20 protein-coding genes and 1 pseudogene are annotated in these 20,398 nt (G+C 67.7%); 14 read left to right on the top strand and 7 right to left on the bottom strand.

Annotated elements, in window-relative coordinates:
• The first annotated feature begins 7 nt into the window (after window positions 1–7).
• Together ACZ6TI_RS46635 and ACZ6TI_RS46630 are read left to right on the top strand one after the other, a co-directional pair.
• On the top strand, window positions 8–1,369 hold the full coding sequence (locus tag ACZ6TI_RS46635) for an FAD-dependent oxidoreductase (RefSeq protein ID WP_465351758.1): 1,362 nt from the start codon (window positions 8–10) through the stop codon (window positions 1,367–1,369).
• A 497-nt stretch (window positions 1,370–1,866) separates the two neighbouring features.
• Window positions 1,867–2,400, top strand: coding sequence for an NUDIX domain-containing protein (locus ACZ6TI_RS46630; RefSeq protein ID WP_465351757.1), 534 nt, complete (start codon window positions 1,867–1,869; stop codon window positions 2,398–2,400).
• On the opposite strand, the gene ACZ6TI_RS46625 is transcribed toward ACZ6TI_RS46630, so the two are convergent.
• A complete protein-coding gene (locus tag ACZ6TI_RS46625; RefSeq protein WP_465351756.1) occupies window positions 2,397–3,740 on the bottom strand; it encodes a hypothetical protein in 1,344 nt (447 codons plus the stop codon). The genes ACZ6TI_RS46630 and ACZ6TI_RS46625 overlap by 4 nt on opposite strands.
• A 236-nt stretch (window positions 3,741–3,976) precedes the next feature.
• Here ACZ6TI_RS46625 and amcA point away from each other — a divergent pair, with 236 nt between their 5' ends.
• Entirely contained in the window at window positions 3,977–5,353 is a 1,377-nt protein-coding gene (amcA, locus tag ACZ6TI_RS46620) for a multiple cyclophane-containing RiPP AmcA (RefSeq protein ID WP_465351755.1), read from the top strand.
• A gap of 82 nt (window positions 5,354–5,435) precedes the next feature.
• Window positions 5,436–6,032, top strand: a complete 597-nt coding sequence (locus ACZ6TI_RS46615) for a pentapeptide repeat-containing protein (RefSeq protein ID WP_465351754.1) — start codon at window positions 5,436–5,438, stop codon at window positions 6,030–6,032.
• Between the two features lie 695 nt (window positions 6,033–6,727).
• Here the strand turns inward: ACZ6TI_RS46615 and ACZ6TI_RS46610 are convergent.
• From ACZ6TI_RS46610 to ACZ6TI_RS46600, 3 genes are all read right to left on the bottom strand, one after another.
• Window positions 6,728–7,435: a GNAT family N-acetyltransferase gene (locus ACZ6TI_RS46610; protein ID WP_465351753.1), complete on the bottom strand. Its 708-nt coding sequence runs from the start codon at window positions 7,433–7,435 to the stop codon at window positions 6,728–6,730.
• 101 nt (window positions 7,436–7,536) lie between these two features.
• The gene (locus ACZ6TI_RS46605) at window positions 7,537–7,983 is read right to left on the bottom strand and encodes a cupin domain-containing protein (protein WP_465351752.1); all 447 of its coding nucleotides are present in this window, start codon (window positions 7,981–7,983) and stop codon (window positions 7,537–7,539) included.
• A gap of 32 nt (window positions 7,984–8,015) precedes the next feature.
• Window positions 8,016–8,750 (bottom strand): inositol monophosphatase family protein, encoded by a 735-nt coding sequence (locus ACZ6TI_RS46600; RefSeq protein WP_465351751.1) that lies wholly within the window; start codon window positions 8,748–8,750, stop codon window positions 8,016–8,018.
• 260 nt (window positions 8,751–9,010) lie between these two features.
• Here ACZ6TI_RS46600 and ACZ6TI_RS46595 point away from each other — a divergent pair, with 260 nt between their 5' ends.
• Window positions 9,011–9,583 (top strand): NUDIX hydrolase, encoded by a 573-nt coding sequence (locus ACZ6TI_RS46595; RefSeq protein WP_465351750.1) that lies wholly within the window; start codon window positions 9,011–9,013, stop codon window positions 9,581–9,583.
• A 477-nt stretch (window positions 9,584–10,060) separates the two neighbouring features.
• Here ACZ6TI_RS46595 and ACZ6TI_RS46590 read toward each other — a convergent pair whose 3' ends face one another.
• From ACZ6TI_RS46590 to ACZ6TI_RS46580, 3 genes are all read right to left on the bottom strand, one after another.
• On the bottom strand, window positions 10,061–11,467 hold the full coding sequence (locus ACZ6TI_RS46590; RefSeq protein WP_465351749.1) for an IS1380 family transposase: 1,407 nt from the start codon (window positions 11,465–11,467) through the stop codon (window positions 10,061–10,063).
• Window positions 11,468–11,603: 136 nt separating this feature from the next.
• Complete coding sequence (locus ACZ6TI_RS46585) at window positions 11,604–12,155, bottom strand: GNAT family N-acetyltransferase (protein ID WP_465351748.1); 552 nt, start codon at window positions 12,153–12,155, stop codon at window positions 11,604–11,606.
• A gap of 1 nt (window position 12,156) precedes the next feature.
• Window positions 12,157–13,482 (bottom strand): hypothetical protein, encoded by a 1,326-nt coding sequence (locus ACZ6TI_RS46580; RefSeq protein WP_465351747.1) that lies wholly within the window; start codon window positions 13,480–13,482, stop codon window positions 12,157–12,159.
• 337 nt (window positions 13,483–13,819) lie between these two features.
• Between ACZ6TI_RS46580 and ACZ6TI_RS46575 the strand changes: the two genes are divergently transcribed.
• The 9 genes and pseudogenes from ACZ6TI_RS46575 to ACZ6TI_RS46535 all read left to right on the top strand — a co-directional run bounded on the left by ACZ6TI_RS46575 (window position 13,820) and on the right by ACZ6TI_RS46535 (window position 20,321).
• Window positions 13,820–14,110, top strand: a complete 291-nt coding sequence (locus ACZ6TI_RS46575) for a hypothetical protein (RefSeq protein WP_465351746.1) — start codon at window positions 13,820–13,822, stop codon at window positions 14,108–14,110.
• Window positions 14,101–14,721: pseudogene (locus ACZ6TI_RS46570) on the top strand (GPP34 family phosphoprotein); the annotation flags it as partial. The gene ACZ6TI_RS46575 and the pseudogene ACZ6TI_RS46570, both read left to right, overlap by 10 nt.
• A gap of 395 nt (window positions 14,722–15,116) precedes the next feature.
• Window positions 15,117–15,323 (top strand): hypothetical protein, encoded by a 207-nt coding sequence (locus ACZ6TI_RS46565; RefSeq protein WP_465351745.1) that lies wholly within the window; start codon window positions 15,117–15,119, stop codon window positions 15,321–15,323.
• A gap of 259 nt (window positions 15,324–15,582) precedes the next feature.
• The gene (locus tag ACZ6TI_RS46560; protein ID WP_465351744.1) at window positions 15,583–16,350 is read left to right on the top strand and encodes a GPP34 family phosphoprotein; all 768 of its coding nucleotides are present in this window, start codon (window positions 15,583–15,585) and stop codon (window positions 16,348–16,350) included.
• Entirely contained in the window at window positions 16,328–17,893 is a 1,566-nt protein-coding gene (locus ACZ6TI_RS46555; RefSeq protein ID WP_465351743.1) for an APC family permease, read from the top strand. Before ACZ6TI_RS46560 ends, ACZ6TI_RS46555 begins: the two co-directional genes overlap by 23 nt.
• 17 nt (window positions 17,894–17,910) lie before the next feature.
• Window positions 17,911–18,531 (top strand): GNAT family N-acetyltransferase, encoded by a 621-nt coding sequence (locus ACZ6TI_RS46550; protein WP_465351742.1) that lies wholly within the window; start codon window positions 17,911–17,913, stop codon window positions 18,529–18,531.
• A gap of 8 nt (window positions 18,532–18,539) precedes the next feature.
• Complete coding sequence (locus ACZ6TI_RS46545) at window positions 18,540–18,713, top strand: hypothetical protein (protein WP_465351741.1); 174 nt, start codon at window positions 18,540–18,542, stop codon at window positions 18,711–18,713.
• A 244-nt stretch (window positions 18,714–18,957) separates the two neighbouring features.
• The gene (locus ACZ6TI_RS46540) at window positions 18,958–19,755 is read left to right on the top strand and encodes an SAM-dependent methyltransferase (protein ID WP_465351740.1); all 798 of its coding nucleotides are present in this window, start codon (window positions 18,958–18,960) and stop codon (window positions 19,753–19,755) included.
• Between the two features lie 278 nt (window positions 19,756–20,033).
• Window positions 20,034–20,321, top strand: a complete 288-nt coding sequence (locus ACZ6TI_RS46535) for a hypothetical protein (RefSeq protein ID WP_465351739.1) — start codon at window positions 20,034–20,036, stop codon at window positions 20,319–20,321.
• The last annotated feature ends 77 nt before the right edge of the window (window positions 20,322–20,398 follow it).

Here is a 20,398-nt window from a genome sequence, read left to right as displayed (position 1 = left end):
ACTTGCGGTGCGCCTGCTCGTCATCGGCGGCAGCGACGCCGGCATCAGCGCCGGCCTCGCCGCACGCGAACACGACCCGACCGCCGAGGTCACCCTGCTGCTCGCCGATAGATACCCGAACTTCAGCATCTGCGGCATCCCGTACCACATCTCCGGTGACATCCCGTATTGGCGACAACTCGCCCACCGCCGCCCCGACGACCTCGAAAATGCCGGCCTGACCCTGCACCTCGACCACCGCGCCACCGCCATCGACCCCGGCGCGCACACCGTCACCGCCGCCACCCCCGGCTGCGCGACCGCGCTCTTCGACTACGACCGGCTGGTCATCGGCACCGGCGCAGGGCCCGCATTGCCACCGATCAACGGCCTCGACCAGCTCGGGCCCGCCGACGGCGTCCACGTGCTGCACTCCATGGGCGACATGTTCGCCGTCCTGGCCTCCCTCGAACAACGCAACCCCCGGACGGCGGTCATCGTCGGCGCTGGCTATATCGGCCTGGAAATGTCCGAAGCCCTCACCGCCCGCGGCCTGCACGTCACCCTGCTAGAACAGCTCGACCAGGTCATGCCAACCATCGACCCCGAACTCGCTGCACCGCTGGCCGATCACCTACGCGAACACGGCGTCGCCGTCCACCACGGCACCAAAGTCCACACCATCCGGACCGACGGCACCCGGCTAAGCGTCGACACCGACCGGGGCAGCAACGCCTGCGACCTGGTCCTGATCGTCACCGGCGTACGCCCCGACACCGTCCTCGCTGCCACAGCCGGCGCCGCCCTCGGGATCCGCGACGCCATCGCAGTCGACCGGCACATGCGCACCGACCAGCCCGACGTCTACGCCGCCGGTGACTGCGTCCACACCTACCACCAGCTCCTCGACCAGCACGTCTACCTGCCGCTGGGCAGCACCGCCCACAAACAAGGCCGCGTCGCCGGCATCAACGCCGTCGGCGGCAACACCATCTTCGCCGGGTCGCTGGGCACACAGGCCGTCAAGGTGTTCGACCTCGTCGCCGCCAGCACCGGACTACGCGACCATGCCGCCCGGCAGGCCGGCTACCAGCCGGTCACCGTCGAAGCGGCCGCTGATGACCACAAGGCGTATTACCCCGGTGCCACACCGATCCGGATCCGCATCACCGGCGACCGCGCCACCGGACGACTCCTCGGCGCCCAACTGCTCGGCTCCCGAGGCGCGGAAATCGCCAAACGCGTCGACACCTACGCCACCTCGATCAGATACGGCGGTACCGTCGACGACATCGCCGATCTGGACCTGTCCTACACCCCACCACTGGGCAGTCCCTGGGACGCTGTCCAGATCGCCACCACGACCTGGAGACGCACCGTCAGCGGCTGATGTCCAGCAGGCGCCCACCACCAGGCGGGACTCTACCTATGCTGCGGCCCGCGATCGCGAGACGGCGCGGTCGCCGACGACGGAGGGCGTCGATGCCGGCTCACAGCCCGTAGGGGCTGTCCTCAGACCGGGGATGGCCCCGCCCCATTCCACGCTGCTGAGAGACCATGCGAGCTGAACAGAAGAACTTGACAGGGAAATCGACAAGCGTGCCGTCCCAATCGAAGATCAGCGCGCCGAAACCATCGACTGAATCCGCACTTCGCGCCATCCGTGAAGTGGCATCTCGCCGCAACGTTGTGCCAATCTCGGCCCTCCGTATTCGGCGGTAGGTGGTGAGCCTCTGCGCAAGGAGTGGCGTTGGGCCTCGACGTAGCAAGTGTTGCTCTCGACCAGGCTGCCGATGGTCCCCTGTTTGGACACCCATGATCAGATGTCCTCTCCGGTACCCGGGCACGGTGCGGTCGCCAGCCGTGGCGGACCGGTAGCATGCGGCTGTGGGTAAGCAGTTGGATCCGGCGCAGTGGTATGCGAGTCTGCCCAGCTTTCTGGCGTCGGCGAGCGCGTTGATCACGAATCCTGCGGGTACTTCTGTGCTGGCGGTGAAGCCGAACTATCGGACGTCGTGGAACGCGCCAGGCGGCATCATGGAAGCCGGCGAGCCGCCGCACGTCTGCTGCGCCCGGGAGGTCGCCGAAGAGCTCGGACTCCGAGTCCGCCTGGGCCGGTTGCTGGTGATGGACTGGGTCGCTCCGAACGCCGTGCGCAAGGCATGGTTCGGCTACGTGTTCGATGGGGGCACCCTCGACGATCTTTCGCGGGTCACGCTGCAGACCGAGGAGTTGGACGCCGTCGAGTTCGTCGATTCCTCGCATCTGCGGCAGCGGTTCACTGCGAATACCGCCGACCGCGTGGAAGCAGCTCTACGTGCGCGAGAGTCCGGCGGCGTCGCTTACCTACACAACGGCTCAATGGTCGACCACGCCAGCACGGACACCGCAGGTGCGGGCCAGTCGGTTGGTGATCGTTAGGCAGCGGCGAGCAACTCGCGGGCTTCCGCCTGCCAGGCTTGGGCTGCGGGATGGCGCCGGTGTGGTGTCAAGGCGCTGGCGTACTCGCGGATCCGGTCGTGAAGGCGCTGCGAGCGTAGCTGGATGGCGGCTTGCAGGGCGTGGCGGGCAGTTTCGCAGGAGCGGTCGATGCCGTGCAGACCGAGGTGGACGCGAGCGAGCAGGATGTGGTGCAGAGCTCGGGCCCGGGCGCTGTCGTGTGGAAGGTCGAGAGCGGCACTGCTGTGCCGGACGGCTTCGGTGTGCACGCCAAGGTCGTGCAGGCAGTGCATGGCGGAGCCGGCGTGGTGGGCCGGGCTAGAGGCGCCGAGCCAGCCGGGCGCGTCGCCGGGTTGGGCCCTCGCGTTCTCGGCATGATCGAGGGCGGTCCGGCAGGCGTTGATGTCTCCGGCGAGAGCGTGGCCGCGGGCTTCGGTGGTGAAGATCCGCGCCAGTAGCGGGCCGGGGGTCTGCCTGCTGGTGCTGGCGGCAGCACAGGCCATCTGTGCTGCGGTTCGGCCGTCGCCAAGGTAGACGAGCTGGGCCGCCATGTTGCTCATCACGTAGGCGCCGAAGGCGGTGTTGCCGGCGTGTTTGGCCAGGGAGAGGCTTTGGATGCTGAGCCGTTGCGCGAGGCCGTGTTCGCCGTCGTCGAAGGCCATGTAGCTGACCGTCTCGGTGAGGATCGCCGCGGCGGAGAACAGTTCCCGGCCGACGCTGTTGCGGTAGCGGCCGTGCAGCAGAGGGGCAACTTCGTGGTCGAGGTAGTCGGTGAGCCAGGCCCGTGCGTAGCCGCCGCCGTGGCGCCGGTCGAGGTCCGCGAAGTCCTTGCGGGCGGTGTGCAGGCGTTGCACGTCGCTCATGCCGACGCGGCGGGTGCCAGTACCGGTGACATCTGGGTCGGTGGTGGCGAAGGCCCACCGCCAGCCGGCCTCGGGGCCGGCCTGCGCTACGAACGGGTAGCGGGCGGCGCCTCGCCGGTGCGCAGCGTGGTGCGACAGGCCAGTCGCGGCTTTCGCGGTGTCGACGGCATCGACGGGAAGCTGGAGGAAGTCTTTGCCGCCGACCAGGTGTTCGGGGTCAACCGGCCGGGTGAGGCGTCGAGACAGGATCGCAGCGATCAGAGTAAGTACGGGGGCGGCGGGGATGGCTCCGCGCAGCCAGCGGTTGACTGAGCTGGAGTCGTAGCGCAGGTCGAGGCTGCCGTGCTCGCGCTGGCGGCCGAGCTGGTTGACCTGCCGGGCGAGCGCCGCGTGCGAGATTCCCGCCTGAGCGATCAACGCAGCGAGGTACGTGTTGAGCGGTCGGTCCGATGCGGCCACCTCGGTCCTTCCCTCACGAGATCAACTTTTGGTGTCCGAGCAACTACTTTCCGTTTGAATCGTATAGCTGTGCCGCGGCTCACGGATAGACGGCGTCGCTTGCGCACAACCCGGCACAACCGGGCGCCGGAGCGCAACACCGGACACGGCTGCGCACGTCTGCCGGACCCGGGCGGCGGCGGGCTCTGCTGGAGACATCCGGAACTCCCCGATCGCTCGCCGCCGGGAGGAACTCCATGCATCGGACTCAGCCCCTCGAGATCTGCCATCCCCGACCGCGGATGCGGCCGGCCAATGGATCGTCGCCGCAGCTGCGCGAACGGCCGGCGGACGCCCCAAGGGTCGGCACGACGTTCCGCGCGGTGGTCGTACAGCCCGCGACGCTGTGCAACTTGGACTGCGCCTACTGCTATCTACCCGATCGCGGTCGGCAGACGCTGATGCCGCCCCGCGTCGCCGAACGGCTCGCTGCCTCGATCGCCGAGCAGGGCAGCACCTATCCGGTGGAGGTCGTCTGGCACGGCGGGGAACCGCTGACCACACCCCTCGACCACATGCGCGCGTTGCTGGCTCCGTTCGAGTCGTTGCGCCGTGACGGCCGGGTCGTGCACGCGGTCCAGACCAACGCGACGCTGATCAACCAGAACTGGATCGATCTGTTCACCGCCAACGACGTGCGCGTCGGGGTCTCCATCGATGGCCCGCCGCAGCTCAATGTGATCCGCGCTGACCGCCGTGGGCGGCCATCGTTCGACCGCGCAAGGGCCGGGATCAGCAGATTGCGCGAGGCGGGCATCGCCTTCACCGCGATCTGCGTGGTCACCGTCGACGGCATCAACCAGGCGGACGAGCTGCTGGCGTTCTTCGCCCAGCTCGGCTGCGCGAGTGTGGGGTTCAACATCGAGGAGCAGGAAGGACTCAACGCCCACCGCCGGCAAGTCACCCCCGAGCAGGCCCGCACGTTCTGGCACCGGCTGTGGCAGCTGAGCCCCCAGTATCCGCAGCTGCGCGTGCGTGACCTCGACCGGTTCCGCGGCTACCTGGACCACGCCCGCAGCGGCCAGCCGGCCCGGCCGGTCGTCTACGACCCGATCCCCACGGTCGCCGCGACTGGGCAGACCGTGCTGCTGTCGCCGGAGTTGCTCGGCGTCACCGCTCCCGGCTACCACGACTTCGTCATCGGCAACCTGCTGACCGCCTCCCTCCCCCAGCTACTCGCAGCCGACCGGCCGGGGTATGTCTCCGAGTTCCACGACGGGCCTTCGCCGGTGCGCGACCGAATGCGAGTTCTGGGACTTCTGTCACGGCGCCCAGGCCGGCAACCGGTACTTCGAACACGGCCGCTTCAACGTCACCGAGACCAACTACTGCCGCACCACCTACCAAGCCGTCGTGCGCGCCGCGCTCGACCTGATCCAAGGAGACGCCCGATGACCGCACTCGCCCTGCTCACCGCAGCCCCCGCCACCACGCTCGACCCGCTGCATCTCACCGGCATTGTCACGACCGGTGACCTTCCCGAAGCGGCTAAGTTCGACAACCGGTCCACCTGGGACAACACTGGCCCGACCTTCGACAACCGGCCCAGCTGGGACAACTGGAACAACCGCTAAAGCAACCCACGGCTGGTGGCAGGCCGTGCACGCCGGCGGTCGCCACCAGCAGCTATAGGGTGGACTGGTGCGAACACGGACCGTGCGCGACTCGCGGATCGCTCTGCCCAGCGACGACCCCAGCGACCTTGTACCAGTCGACCGCGTACCCCGGCCGGGCGAGCGAGTCACCGACAGCGTCCTGACCGGCGACCGATGGGCGCGAGCCACCCTCACCGATACCGTGATCAGCAACTGCTGGCTCACCGCCGCCGACCTGTCCGCCAGCACCTTCACCCGCGTCACCCTGGACCGATGCGTCGTGGCCGGCTGCACCATGATGGGCTCCAATTGGGACACCGTGACCCTGCGCGACGTCGTCCTCGAGGAATGCCGGCTTGACTACAGCACCCTCACCCGAGTCACCACTGCCGGTCCGGTGGCCTTCCTGCGCTGCTCCTTGGCCGAAACCACCATCGCCGACAGCACCCTCACCAAAGGCGTCTTTGACCAGTGCCGGCTCGGCCAGCTCGACCTTCAGCGCAGCGATCTGCGCGGCGCCGACCTGCGCGGCAATGACCTGCACGGCCTCACCGCCGTCACCGGCCTTCGCGGCGTACGCCTCGACCGGGACCAGTTGCCTGCCCTCGCCGACGCGCTCGTGGGGGAATTGGCGATCAAGTTGACCACTGGCCGGTAGCGGCCTCGATCGGCGCCTTCACCGTTCACACGCCTGTGCCAGACCAGTTTCACGGCGTGGGCCGGATGCCTGCGTCGCCTGTCAGCTTGCCAGCCCCTCAAAGCTGTTGTCCGGGCCGTTCTCCGCGGCCTCAGGGCCGGGCAGCACCGGCAACCCACGACGTCGGACATCAAGAAAGTACAGGGCAGGCCGGCCGTCCGTCATGCCGACCGGCCCACCTGCCGATCGACGATTGTGCGCAGCCCCGTTTTCTCGCCCAAAGGTGTGGGTCCGCGAGCAGGTCCCGCATTCGCTGCTTGGCCGTGTGGAGAGCGACGGCGTCCGGTGGGGATTGCGGGGCGGAGCGTGCAGAACGGTGCGCCGGTCGAGCGGCCGGTCGGGTAGGCGGGCCGGGGCGCGATGGGGGTAGAGCCCGACGACGTGGATGTGGTGGCCGCGGCGGGTCAGGTGCTGTCCGTTGCCAACGAAGTCTGTTCGTATGCCACTGAACTTTGTCTTTTGGCCCACCGAACGAGTGACGGCCCCGCCGACGGCTGCTGGCGAACGGGGCGGATCCCGCAATGAGCGATCCGTTGCGACTCCGTGGGTCAGCGTCAGCGCCTTCGGCGACCCGCGGACCGCCCGGCAACCTACGCTGATCGCCACTCCCGGGCCAGGAGCCCGAACAGCGCCTCGTCAAGGAACTCGCCCATCACTCAGGCCGCCGAGCGTCGCACGCCCTCGCGGACGAAACCGTTGCCTTCGGCGCAGCTCAGCATCGCGGCGTTGTCGGCCAACGTCTCGATCTGCAGCCGGTGCAGGCCGCGCACGACGAAACCGTACTGGCACAGCACGGCGACCACGTCGGTGCCGTAGCCCTTGCCGCGGGCGGAGGGCCGCAACGCCAGCCCGAGGTGCGCGGAGCGGTTGTGGTTGTTGATGTCCCACAGCGCCGCTGAGCCGCTCGGCGTGCCGCCGTCCAGTTCGACCACCGAGAACCACCCGTGCCGCTGCTCCTTGTCGTCCACCACCAGCGCTGATTCCTTCGAGCCGGGCGTGATCGGCCGCCAGGACCCCGTCGGCGAACCGTCGACTTCTGCCGCCAGTTGTGCAGGACCGGCGGCGTCGCGATCTGGACTCGTCACCGTGGCGCCCCGGACCGGGTGCCGTTGATCTGTGAGTGGTTCGAGGAACGTGGCTTCGACCGTCGGTGGCTGTCCGAGCCGGCCGCGGGCATTGGTGTCGGTGTGCACCGCTTCCGCGGCGAACCACAGCCGTCGGCCACGGGCAAGCGCATGTTCACCTTCGTCGGATCCGACGAACTCAGAGGGTGGTTCGTGTTGGGCAAGAATCAGCAGTCGGTCGCGAGCGCGCTCGTCTTGTGTCGCATTTGCCGCAGCCCGACCGACCAAGTCGCGCCGCACAGAACCTGTCTGCGAGGTGGACAAGTACGCCCGCGTCGCGCACCCCGACATCCCCGGCCACAGCGGCCGCAGCCGCATCAAAGCCGTGTCACGACGGCACGTCAGTCCATCCAGGTAATCCCGTACTGCGCTGACGCCTCGGCCCGGGCGTCCGGCCCAAGTGTTCCCGCCTCCTGCGCTGCCGCCAGGTGCCGGAAGAACCCTTCTAATCCCGCTGGGGCAGTCAGAACGAGCAGACGGCCCTCGCCGGGGACCACTCTGCGCTGGGAGTGGGGGACGCCCCGCGGGCCGAACACAACGCCGCCCGGCCCGACGCGGTGCTCCTGCTCCCCAACCCGGAAAACGTGCTCGCCCTCAAGCACGTAGAACAGCTCGTCCTCGCGCTCGTGCACGTGTAGCGGCGTATCCCCCATCGGCGGCACCTCCTCGAAGAGCGTGAACGCGCCCCCGGTTTGGACCGCCGCCGCTCTGACGAGGATGGTGACGCCCCCAAAGACGAGCAGCTCGCCCGCGTTAGGTTCGAGTGCGTACGCGTCCGGGACCGCCATACCGGCCAGGATAGGCACAAGCGGTCTGGATTTCACTGTCTCGGCCGGATCGTGCCACAGTCTGAGCGGCGGCCCGGCGCGTCGCCGGACTGCGCTCGACGACCACCTGGCCGTGACCACCCCGGCGGCCATGTCCCACGACCGGTTGGCGTGCGTGACCGAGGCGTCGAACCCGCCGTCAGCGACAGGACGAGATCCACGGCCGAGGCGCCGATCATCCGGGTCCGCTGCGCCAGGCGCGCCACGAGGGCGAGTAGCACACGGTCACGCTCGGGGTCGCCGCGGCCGAGGGTGAAGTAACCGATCGCGATCGTCGTGTCCCGCACGGCCGCGGCCGTAGCCGGTCGGACGGTTTGGCCGTCTCGCCAGGTACCGAGGCCCGTCGCGGCCCAGTAGGGACGGCGGAGGTAGGGCAGGGTGATGAACCCCGAGGACGGCGGTTTGCTCGTGGACGAGCGCGAGAGAGATCCCGCACAGCGGCATGCCGCGGATGAAGTTCGCGGTGCCGTCGACCGGTCGAGGATCCACCGGGTCGGCGCCTGCGGGAGGTCCTCGCCTTCTTCTTCGCCCAGGAACCCGAAGTCGGGTGTCGCCTCGCGAAGCTGTGCCCGGATCTGCCGCTCGACCGTCACGTCGGCGGTGCTGACCATGTCCCGGTCACCCTTGACGCGGATCGCGCCCGGCCCGCCGGTGTGGAAGTGATGTTCGGCGGCCGCGGTCACGCTACGGGCCAGATCGAGCAGCGCGGGCAGATCGAGTGTCGTCAAAGCGTCTCCATGGTCAGACGGCTGGCAGGCCGTGAGCATCCAAGCGGGGGTTCCGCACGTGGCTGGTTGTAGGGGTTTGCCGATGTGCCTGTGCACGGACGCGGCGATGGGTGCGGCGCCGGACCACTTCTTGTGGGCTCGGGTGACACGCGGGCGGCGGACGCTCTCTCGGCGGCGGCGCGCACGGTAGCCTCGCCAAGTTTCTGCTGGATGTCCGCTCTTGTGCTGGAGGTTCGATGGTGCGCGCTGATGGGCCACGGATGATCGTCGAGGATCTCGCGTCGCGAGTCGTGCCGCTCGATGAACGTGAGCGGCAGGACCAGGCCGACATTGTGGCTTGGGTGCGCTCCGACGCGCCGCTGTTTCGGACGGTTCCTCCGACGACGCCGCCGAAGCATCTGGCCGTCTACTTCGCTCTTTTCGATGAAGCGAACCCGGCCTTGATGTTGGTGGATCATGTCAAGGCAGGCTGCTGGCTGCTGCCTGGGGGGCATGTTGACGACGGTGAGGATCCGCGGACAACGGTCGTGCGTGAGGCGCGAGAGGAGCTCGGGATCGATGGCCGGTTCCACGAAGGATTCGGTGACCTGCCTTTCTTCCTGTCGGTGACGCAGACTCGGGGACAGCACAGCCACACCGACGTGACAATGTGGTTCGTGTTGCGCGGTGACCGTGCGCAGGAGATGACGCCTGATCCTGGCGAGTTCCGGGGTACCGGCTGGTTCGGCCTGGACGAGCCGGTCGACTGGTCGGCGGCTCATTTCGATCCGCACATGGCCCGGTTCGTGACGAAGTTGACCGCAGCTCTGGTCACGAGCGCATCAGCGCTCTGATCTCGTCGTCGCGCGGCATAGGTTCGTCGAGGGACCGGGTGCACCAGAGGCTGCCGCTGGCGCACGCGTAGCCGAGGCTGCTGACGAGATCGTCGCCGCTGGTGCGGCTGTGGATCAACGCTGCGGAGAACGCCGCTCCCGCGCCTTGCACTTGGCGGACCGCTACCGTGATGGTTTGGTGCTACAACGACGCCTGTGGCGGGGCTTGCTGCAGCTGCTCCTCGTCGGCCGGCGGTGACCACGGTGAGATCTGCGAGCTGCAGGCACCGATCCGTGATCGGACACGGGTTCGCTAGATGAACTTCTTGCTAGCTGGCGAGTCGGTTAGCCTCCGTCTTTCATTAAGCGGCGGTTGATCGTTTCGGCGGTTGTTGGATGAGGGATCGGTGCCGGCGTTGGTGGTAGGGCAGGCTGTGTCGCCCGGCCGTAGGCCGGGTTTCTCCGTGGTCCTGGTCGGGTGGGCGGTGGATTCTGTTGTCAGGTAACGGGTTCGGGTAGGGCGGTGAGGCGTTCGAAGGCTCGGATGAGGTCGTGGGTCCAGGGCCAGCCGGCGGCGATACGCAGGGTGGTGGTGCGGGCGGTGCGGGTGAGTTTCGCGGCGACATGCAGGAGCCGGTAGCGCAGTTTCTTCGGCTCGGCGGCGGCCAGGGCGCCGTCCAGGAGCAGGTGTTGGGTCCAGCAGAGTAGGTCGATGCCGGTCAGGGCGAGTTCCAGCCAGGCGGCGTTGATCGCGAACTGCCGTGAGGGGAACCGGCCGAACCCGGTGGTCTTGCCGGTGCGGATGCGGTCCTCGACCCGGGCGTGGCAGCGGTGCCGGACTTCCAGGAACTGAATCGAGCCGCCGCCGTGTGGCGTGTCGGTGGCGAAGACCTGATGCCGTTTGCCGTTGACCTGGTCGAACAACGACAGCTGCGCGCCGGGGTGCGGGCGTTCCCGGCGGCAGATCAGCCGGGTGCCGGCCGGGAACGAGGCCACTGCGCTCGGGTCGAGATAGTCGGTGAGCTCGACGAGTTCGGCACCATCGCGCAGGCTGCCGTCGCCGTCGAGCGCCGACACCCAATCGGAAGCGGCGGTGATCGCGGCCCGGATCGGTGTGGTGATCGCGACCCCGACGGAGAACCCGGCCGCCACACCATGCTCGCGCAGGCCGCGGATGTGGGCGAGGAACTCGTGGCTGCTGCCCGCGGAATCGCTGCGGATCAGGATCGGGCAGCCATACCGATACGCGTCCGGGACCTGTTGCAGGGCCTGGCCCAGGACGGTGATGTGATCGGCGGCGGTATTCGATCCGGCGTTACCCGGCCGCAGCATCCCGGCCAAGGCCTCACCGGTGGCGTCGAGAAAACACAGCAGCGGGTGGAACCCGAAGCTGTGTTTCCAGGTCGGCGCCGCCGCTTGCTTCTCCGAGTGCGCCAGCACGATCGTCGCGTCTATGTCCAGCACGAACCCGGGCAGCGTCCGCCCGAGGACCACGGTGGCCGGCAACGACCGGCGCGTCTCGAGCAACTGGAGCCAGGCCACTTCCCGCGCGGCAGCCCGGGCGGCTCGTAACCGGGCCAGGGCCGGGGTGTCGACCTGGTTGAGGACCCGCCACGCCGTCGGATCCGAGGCCACCGGCCCGAACAAGCCGGGCTGCTGCCGCAACACCGCCAAATCCGCGATGGCCTCGCCGCCGTCGGCCAGTAACACCGCCAGATCAACCGCGACGCGGCCCGGCTCGTGCGCCGGGCGGCGAACCCGGTCCAGCCCGAGCGCTTCAACGAAGCCCCTGGTCAACCCGGTCCTATCGGCGAGATCGGTCAGCAGACGGGTGCCGGCATGACCGACCACACCGCGAGCGCCACCAGCAACGACAACCTTCGGACGCGTACCGGTACCCTGCACTCTGAAAGTGCCTTCCGTGCGGGACGATCTTGACTCCAGACAAGCCAGATCATCCCAGATCAGAAGGCACTTTCGCGTTCCCCAGCCCCGCCACCCGCCGCCCTTACTGAAGGCGCGAGGTTAGCGTCTTTATCGGTCAATAACGCTCGGTGAGATCGAGCGCCAGTGCGTCAAACGTAGGTGAGTCGGCGAATGGCTTGACCTTGCCGACCCGCTTCCATCCCCATCGTGCGTATGCTGCCTGAGCGGCGACGTTATCTGGCCGCACCAGCAGATGCGCTACCTGTTCCGGCCTGCCTCGGAGTAGTTCGTCATGGATTTGAGTGCCAATATGACGCCTCTGGGAATCCGGCGCTACGGCAAATTCACGGAAGATGTACACAGGGCCATGTGGCGTCATGTGAGGGAATACTGGCTGTATGTCCGGCCAGAGGTCGTCTGTGTCCCTCGGGCTGCCGAATGCGTATCCAACGACTTTGCCACTCTGCCACGCGGTTACGAGGTCGAAGTCGCGGGTCTTGGCATAGATTTCTGTTAACCGTTCCCAGAAACTCTCCGGCGAGAACCAGGGGTCATGCATCTGGTCGGCATGGGAGGCGGCATAGACCGGGAGGACTTGAGCGCGGAGCGCCGAGGCATCTTCGGAGCCTGAGTGCCGCAGTTCGATATCCAGATCCTGGGATGTCAACTCATGCCTCAATCTGCTTAGCGGCACCAAGGAACTCGCGGTAATCGCGCACTTCGGGAAGATTTTGATCGGTACCGCGTATCGCGGTAAGGACGCGGGAGCCGAGGTCGACCACGGGCCGGATTCGGTCACCTGAGCCGAGTCCATCAATGACGTTCTTTGCATGACTAGCAGCCTGTGTGGAGTCCCCGATCCTTGCGAGGCAGATCGAGCGCTGCAGTTCGATCTGGGCAGGTCCGCGGGTGTATGACGGATCGTATAGACCGATCGCCGCCGCCTGGGCTTCCGCTGCTTTCGGATACTCACCGATGAACGAGTAAACGTATGACTCGGTAAACCTGAGGCGATCCATAGACCAGCCGAAAATGGATGCGCCGTCGGCCATGAGCGAGTTCGGAAGATCGTCGCAGATTCTTTCCAGGCTTGGCAGGCATGCTGAGGCTTCGTCACGTCGGCCGGCAAGCGCCAGGGATTGAGCCTTACCGGTCACGAACTCCAGCATGGCGTCTTGCGGGGCTGGAGGAAGGTTGGCTTCAAACCCGTCGACCATCTTGATAATTGCTCCGATGGGGCGGTTCTCATAGAGCGCCCTGACGATCTCTCGACCATAAACCCAAGCTTGTGTGGCCGGGTGGGCGGACCGGTCGGCCAAGGTTTTGGCGGTGCGCCACCACCTGCGACCCTCGCGAAGCTGCCCGAGATTCGCCACTGTCATGGCGGTCAGGGCGGCGAGCAGCGCCGCGCATCGCCTCAGATCCTGGGCTCGGCGGCTATCTTCCGGTTCACCGTCCACGGCGTACTGGATAGCCAGGACGTCGACCATGAGCTGCTCGAGGAGCTCGCCCGGTGGGGTGGTCATGTAGGCGAAACCATGGTCGGCGACGATCTCCTCCCACTCCTCAGCGGAGACGCTGCCGCGCGAGGTCATGGCGTCGCTGAGCCCGAGTCGGCTCAGCTCGAGGACTACAGCAGGCACGAGCACCCCGTTTTGCAGGAAACTCCGTCGGTCCACAGCACTCACTCCCTGAACTGCGAACTCTCCGCTTAGAGACACGGCGAGGTCGGTGTAGCGGTTGCGTCCGTGCAGCACAGTCGCCGCAGCCATTTGGCGATCTCTCTGTGCTGCCGTCACCAAGGTTAGGTCGGAGTGCAGGATCGCATCCAAAGCGCTCGCGTCCTCATCGGTCACCGTGGCGCCGGGCTGGCACATCAGGCCCAGTTTCGACTTGGACATGTTCGCTGCGAGCCCCAGGGACCGGAAGGTGTGCTTCCGATCTCCCATCAGCCGGCGCAGGGCCTCACCGAACGTCTCTGGGCGGTCAAGCATGTCCGCTCCCGTATTGAGTGGGTGTGACTGTCCCGGATGTCCAGGACAGGGTATGGACAGGGAGTGCCTTCCGGGAGACACAGAGTACGGGTGAGCATTGGATCTCGGAACACCCCGCGGAACATCCACCGTGCAATCAGCCGATCTCCGTCGATGAGGGCTCCACCGGAACCCAAGTAGCGGAGACAGCGAACCCACCCAGGCGACCGAATATGACCGTATCCGGCGCATCAGGGTTCGTTAGCTCGTGCGCCGTCAGGCAAGCCGCCAGGGAATAGCGCACATGACCAAGAGCAGCGCCTGAACGCTACGGGGGCAAACGCGATGGGAGGCTCACATGACCGTCATGACGGATGCTGCGTATCAGCTGCGCCTCCCAGCCATTTGCGGCGGCTGCGATCAGGCGATGTTTCTGATCGGCCAACCCAATGGCCAGTCGGCATATCGCGCCTTGTGTGGCTGTCGACTTCGACCGGTTCCTGCGTCGGCGATTAAGGAAGCTCTGGCCGCGGCCGTCGTGCGCCGCTTCGGAGTGACCGCGCTCTTCGCCATGCACTTCTACATCCGACGCGTCGAGCAGATCCGCGTCGGTCCTATCCCCGAGGAGGTGACCTGCGTATGGCAATGAACCCCCGCGACGGCGGTATCTTCACCAACGGAGCCGATGACAGCACGAGCCTTGATGGCTACTACGGGTCGCAGGGCGGCGGTGTTCCCCGCCCTCACGTCCCCCAGCATGCGTGGCATCCCGGATCGCGACCCAGCGACGGTTCCCTGTGTCTCGCCGGTTTCGGGCCGCTCTCGCCGGCGTCGGTTCCGGCGGGCGCGGTCGAGGAGGATCGGGCGCCGGACGAGACAACATGTTGGACGCTGGTTGCGGACGACATGTCGCTGGCCTTGCACGACGTTCGCGGGAAGCGGCAGGCGCATCGGCGAACCACCAATTTCGGCCTGGCGGCGGCGCTCATGGGAAGGCTAATCCTGCACCGTTACGTCAAAGTCGACACAGATGGTGTGGTCCAGAAGGTGGCAGGAAAGCCCGTCGACAGACTCGCTGCCCAACTCGTGTCCGTGATTCAGGAGCAACCGACCTGCTCGTCTCTGCGTGACTGGCTGAGCTACATCGCGACGCAAGACCTCGGCGGCCGCAGCGTCTATGACCACGTTGGCCTCCGGCTCACACGGGCTGGGGTGGTGGACGGCCTCGAACGCCGCTGGCGGAGGACTCGTTACGTTCCCAAGAATTCCAATGTTCTGGCTGGGCCTGGTCCCGGGTCTCGGACGCACTTCGACGCGACAAGACGCTCAACGACCGCGAGACCCTCTTCGGGGGTCTGCTCCTGGCCATTGACCTTCACCGCCACGTCATCCTCGGCGGTGAAGGCCGGGATGTGGAGGCCGAACTGCGCGGGCTTCTCAAGCGGGCACCCGATGCCGTTGAGCGGCTGGTCCACGAGACGGAAGTCCTGGTCGGCAACTCCGTCATCACGTCCACCTGAACGCCAGCGAGCGCGACAGCGGACTCCCCGCTGGGCTCTCGTTTCGCTCCCCATGGCCAGCCTGATCGGACCGGCGCCCCTCCCGGCTCCGGACCGACCCAAGGCCCGGTCTTCCATCCAAGGAGCTTCCCCCGCATGAGAACGATAGAGGCGTCCGCGCCCCCGGGCGCCATCAAACGAGCGCTCGCTAAGTCCAAGCTCGGCGTCTTGCCGATGATCTTCAACACCATGTCCGCGGCGGCGCCGCCCGACGCGCGTCGGCCGTGGTGCCAGATCTGCCGAGGCAGCCGCGGCGACGAGCAGCTAGAGGGCGGTGGCCTGCTGCTGCCGGGCCAGCACTAGCGGATGGTCCTGCCGGGCGAGTCGCCTGGCAGCGGGGGGCCAGGCGGCCTCGTCTTGCCGGGCAACCGGTAGCGGCCCCGACATCGCGTAGACCCGGCCGATCCCCTTCGCCGGCCGGACGCAGCAAACAGGCACGAGTGACGCCAATGCGGCCGTGTGGCACACGGCGCGCTGGCGTGCGCGCCGTGCTGCCCGCATGACCTCGACTCAACGCCTACTTAGTGGAAGGAACGCCATGCCGTCGTTAGCGGAGCTGACTGTGCCCAGCGATCACCTTTGGCTAACGGCGCACGACGGCCCCGGAAACGCGCGCCTGATCGGTGACCGGCCCCTCGGAATCGGGCTGGCCACGGGCCTGCTGGCGGCGCTGGTCCACGGCGATTGGTGCCAGCTGCGGGACGGCCAACTGTTCCGTACGGGGATCCCCGCGCCTGAGGACGCCGCGCTGGAAGCCCTGCTCGCCAAGATGGAGCAAGACGAGCAGGGCTGGCCACCGCAGCCATCGACGCCATCGCCGACGTACATAGCCGCCCACGCGCGGCAACCGCACGGCCAGGTCTGGCCTCCGGAGCCACGAGACGACTGGAGGTGGCCTCCGGTACCGGAGGCCACCCGCCCCGCAGAGCGTGGCCACGACGTGCGCGAGTGGATGTCGTACCTGGCCAACAAGAAACGCGCCGAGACCCTGGTCGGCGAGCGGCTCGCTCGTGGCGGGCTGGTCCGGCGTGAGGAGCGGGGCTGGCGGAGGTTCAAAACGGTGCGGTACGTCCCTCACAACACCACCGTCACCGGAAGTCCGGCGAGCTGGATCAGAACTGCCGCGGAACAAGGGCACGGACTGTCCTGGTCGGGGCTGGTCCTGACAGGTCTGTTCCTGGCCACCGGCCTGCACCAGTATGCGCTGGCCACCCTGACGCCAAGCCAACATTCCCTACTGCTGTCCCTGATCAAGGGCCTCGATGAACAGTCTCGGAAGTTGCTGAAGGCCGCGGAGGACGCCGTCGGTGACGCTGCCGCCGTTCGCTAACACCCCGCGGAGCACCACCCCGCCCCCGTCTCCCAGTTGCAGGAGGAATTCCACTGTGCGCGCATCATCCCCCCTCGCCGAGAAAGCCAGCGTGTCGACCGCGCTGGCCGCCGATCGGCTCGGCGCGATCTCTATCGGCTCGGCCATAGCCTCCAGCGTCGCGCCGCTGACCGTCACTGCGGTGGTCGTCCCCGTCGCGGCGGCCCAGACCGGCCTGACCGGCTTCCCCATCGCGATCATCACCGTCGCCGCACTGCTGATGGTCTTCGCCGTCGGGTACCTGACGATGGCCCGCCACATCGAAAACGCCGGCGCCTTCTACGCCTACATCGCCCAGGGGATCGGCCGGCCGCTCGGCGTCGGCACAGCGTGGGTCGCACTGTTCGTCTACAACTGCTTCCAGCTCTGCTGCTACGGCGCGCTCGGATGGCAATTTGGCCCGCTGCTCACGGATTGGATCGGCTTCCCCGTGGCCTGGTGGGTCCCGGCCTACGCTGCCTGGCTCCTCGTGGCGGTCCTCGGCGCGAACGAAGTCAAGATCTCGGGCTACGTCCTGATGATCCTGGTCGCCGCCGAGACGGTCCTGGTCGTGGCGTACAGCATCGCGATCGCGCTCGCGCCCGGGTTCGCCTTCTCCCGCACGGCGATGGACATCGGTGGTTTGTCGGGCCCGATGCTGGGCGTGTTCATCGTCCTCGGCGCGACCAGTTTCGCGGGCGTTGAGCAGTCGGTGGTCTACATCGAGGAAAGCAAGAACCGGCAGCGCACCATCCCCGTCGCCACCTACACCACCATCGCCCTGATCGCCGCGGTGTACGTGCTCGGATCCTGGGTGCAGATCTCCGCCCCAGGGGAGGAGATTCTCTCCCGTGCGGCCGCCGAAGGCCCTGACCTGTTCTTCAACGAGGCCGCGGCCGCGCTCGGTCAGTGGTCCGCGACCGTCGGGAAAATCCTGCTCGGCACCGGCCTGATCGCGGCGGCGCTGGCCTTCCACAACGCCATCACCCGCTACACCTACTCTCTCGGCCGCGAAGGGGTCGCCTGGCGAGGGTTCAGCCACACCACCCTGGGCGGCGCCCCTCGCAACGCGTCTTTCGCGCAGACGGCGCTCGCGTTTCTCGTGCTCCTGCTGTTCGCGATCAACGGCTGGGATCCCCTGGTCCAGCTGTTCTTCTGGGGCTCCACGACCGGCGGCCTGGGTGTCCTGCTGCTCTACACCCTGACCAGCATCTCCGTCATCTGCTTCTTCGCCCGCGGCAAGCGCGGCGAGAACGTGTGGCGGCGCCTGCTCGCACCGCTGGTCGCATCCGGGCTTCTGTTGTGGGTGTCCTACCTGGCTGTGGACAACCTGGCCGCGCTGTACGGCGTCGACCCCGGCACCGGCCCGGCCATCTTCGGCCCGATCGCCATGGCGATCGCCTTCGTCGGCGGCATCATCTGGGCCCTGATTCTCAGGAGAACCAAACCCGTTGTCTACCAGGGCATCGGGCGCGGCGCCAGCAGCGCGGCGGCCGGAGCCTCCGGCCTGTCCTCCGTCCTCTGATCGAAGGGAACCCACTGATGAGCAGCTCCACCCCCGCCCCTGCCCCCGGGATCCGCATCGCCGGTCCCGGCGACATCGACGCGGTCGCCGGCATCGTCGCGGACTCCTTCCTACACCTGGACGTCATCCGCTTCCTCGTCCCCAACGACCAGCGGCGGTGGCCGGTGTCCCGCGCCTGGTACCGGCTGCACATCGCGCACGCCATCGCGGGAGCCGGGCAGGTCGTCATGACCGAGGACAGCAGCGCCGCGGCGGTGTGGTTCGACCGCACCGGCACGTTCGCCGAGCCCGACGACTACGCCGAGCAGCTGGCCGCCGTCTCCGGCGAGGACCTGCCCCAGTTCGAGGAACTGGGCCAGAAGATGGATGCCCTGCACCCGGACGACCCGCACCGGCACCTGCTGTTCCTGGCCGTCGACCCCGACCATTGGGGCCAGGGCTACGGCAGCAGGCTGATGGACTTCACCCACGCCGAACTCGACGCCAAACGCGAATCCGCCTACCTGGAAGCCACCGGGGAGGAGAACGCGCGGCTGTACCGGCGTCACGGCTACACCGACATGAACCCGCCCACCATCAATCTGTCGAACTGCCCGGCCCCCCTCCGTCGCATGTGGCGGCCGGCGGCGTCGGCGTGAGAGTCCTCATGACCAGCCCGTTCAGCGCCGACCAGACGCTGTTTCGGCGATACGGCTACCTCAGCCAGCCGCCGTTCGCCGTCGACGGCGACGAAAGTCCCCGGCAGTACCCGATGTGGCGCGACGCCTGCCCGGCGCCGCCCGAAAGCCACCGGTCCGCAACCGGCCCCCCGATTCCGTAAGTCGGACCGGCCCGGTGATGTGCCGCTGCCGGCTTCCGGTCCCGGGTAGCCGGGGCGGCACATCACCACTTCTCCTCTCCCCATTCCTTCGGGCTATCCGCGCGCAGTGATGCCGCCAGCATCACCGACGCCTCCGCCAGCATCCTGACCGGACACGGCATACCTGAGCCAAACCGCGAGCGCCCTTCGAAAGGCGCTCAAGGTGCGCACCCGGCACCCCACCAGCAACCCGAACGGACCACCGATGACCGAGAACCGCCCCGCCCCCGGATGCGACCCGAGCGTCCCGCATTCCGCCCGGTGGTGGAACTATCTCCTGGGCGGCAAGGACAACTTCGCCGTTGACCGCGCCGTCGCCGACGCGGTGGTGGCGGGCTATCCGGAAATCCAGCACATCGCCAAGGCCGGCCGCGCGTTCCTACGCCGGTTCGTCCTGGCCGCCGCCGACGCCGGCATCAACCAGTTCCTCGATCTCGGCACCGGGCTGCCAACCGCGGACAACACCCACGAGGTGGCGCAGCGCGCCGCACCCTGGTCACGGATCGTGTACGTGGACAACAACCCTCTCGTCCTGGCCCACGCCCGCGCGCTGCTGACCAGCAAACCTGACGGCGTCACCGACTACGTGGACGCCGATGTCCGCGACACCGGCAAGATCCTGGCGGAGGCGGCCAAGACGCTGGACTTCACCCTGCCGGTTGCGGTGTTGATGCTCGGCATCCTGGGTCACGTCGCCGACGACGACAACCCTGCGGGGATCGTGAGCCGGGTAGCCGCCGCGATCCCGTCCGGCAGTTACGTCGCCATCAACGACAGCATTCGCACGCCCGCGAGCGTCACGGCGTTGATGGTCGCCCGGCGCGGCGGCGCCGACTACAACCTGCGCACTCCCGAGGAGATCGGCCACTTCCTCGCCGGACTCGAGCTCCAAGCTCCTGGAGTCGTGCCCACCACGCTGTGGCGGCCCGACGCCGAAGACCCGGTGGTGCCCAACGAGATGCGGCCGCTGGACGTGTACTGCGCTGTGGCAAGAAAACCCTGACTCCCGACCGGCGGGAATCCCCTCCGCCTCACCTCACCCCCAGTCCGGGCCTTTCCCCCACCCGTACCTCCCACCACCGCCCCTGCCGAAGGAGCTGGACCGATGCTCACGACCGTTGTCGCGCTCGTCGCGCTCGTCATAGGGGCCGCGGCCGGGTGGGCGGTGCGTGGGCCCAGGTGCTGGTGTCCTGACTGCGGCGGCTGGATGGCCTGCACGGAGTGCCCTCGTTCGGTCGCCGGCGGGCTGCCCCACGCTCACCCCTCGCGAGCGTCTGACCTGTGAGCCATCCACATTGGTGCGACCCGAGTGTCTGCACGATCGCCGAGCCAGCCCCGCTATACACCGTGGCCCGCCGGCACTCCAGCACGGAGATCACCGTCGGCACCAAGGACCGCCCCATCCACCTGCTCCTCGTCCAGGAGGCTGGCCGGTCCCCCGAGGTGGTCGTGAGCATGGCGTGGAACGGCAGCACCGTGGCGCTGGATGTCTTGTCCTTCCAGCAACTGCACGAGGCAACGGCAGTGCTGCTGGATCTGCTCGCGGACTCGCAGGGCTCCGATGCGTGAGCGCCATACTGCCAGCCGGGGCAGGTCTGCCGCGCTGGGCTGGGACACACCTCGGCTCGGCGCCGAGAACCCTTGCC

Source organism: Actinoplanes sp. NPDC051388 (assembly GCF_055586225.1).
Note: the sequence above shows the minus strand (reverse complement) of the source record. Positions and strands in the feature narration are given on the sequence as shown.

Excerpts from the sequence above, each read along its gene's own strand:
- ACZ6TI_RS46595 (WP_465351750.1), top strand. The coding sequence starts at position 9,011 with ATGATCGTCGAGGATCTCGCGTCGCGAGTCGTGCCGCTCGATGAACGT.
- ACZ6TI_RS46550 (WP_465351742.1), top strand. The coding sequence starts at position 17,911 with ATGAGCAGCTCCACCCCCGCCCCTGCCCCCGGGATCCGCATCGCCGGT.
- ACZ6TI_RS46545 (WP_465351741.1), top strand. The coding sequence starts at position 18,540 with ATGACCAGCCCGTTCAGCGCCGACCAGACGCTGTTTCGGCGATACGGC.
- amcA (WP_465351755.1), top strand. The coding sequence starts at position 3,977 with ATGCATCGGACTCAGCCCCTCGAGATCTGCCATCCCCGACCGCGGATG.
- ACZ6TI_RS46540 (WP_465351740.1), top strand. The coding sequence starts at position 18,958 with ATGACCGAGAACCGCCCCGCCCCCGGATGCGACCCGAGCGTCCCGCAT.
- ACZ6TI_RS46565 (WP_465351745.1), top strand. The coding sequence starts at position 15,117 with ATGAGAACGATAGAGGCGTCCGCGCCCCCGGGCGCCATCAAACGAGCG.
- ACZ6TI_RS46605 (WP_465351752.1), bottom strand. The coding sequence starts at position 7,983 with ATGGCGGTCCCGGACGCGTACGCACTCGAACCTAACGCGGGCGAGCTG.
- ACZ6TI_RS46580 (WP_465351747.1), bottom strand. The coding sequence starts at position 13,482 with ATGCTTGACCGCCCAGAGACGTTCGGTGAGGCCCTGCGCCGGCTGATG.
- ACZ6TI_RS46575 (WP_465351746.1), top strand. The coding sequence starts at position 13,820 with ATGACCGTCATGACGGATGCTGCGTATCAGCTGCGCCTCCCAGCCATT.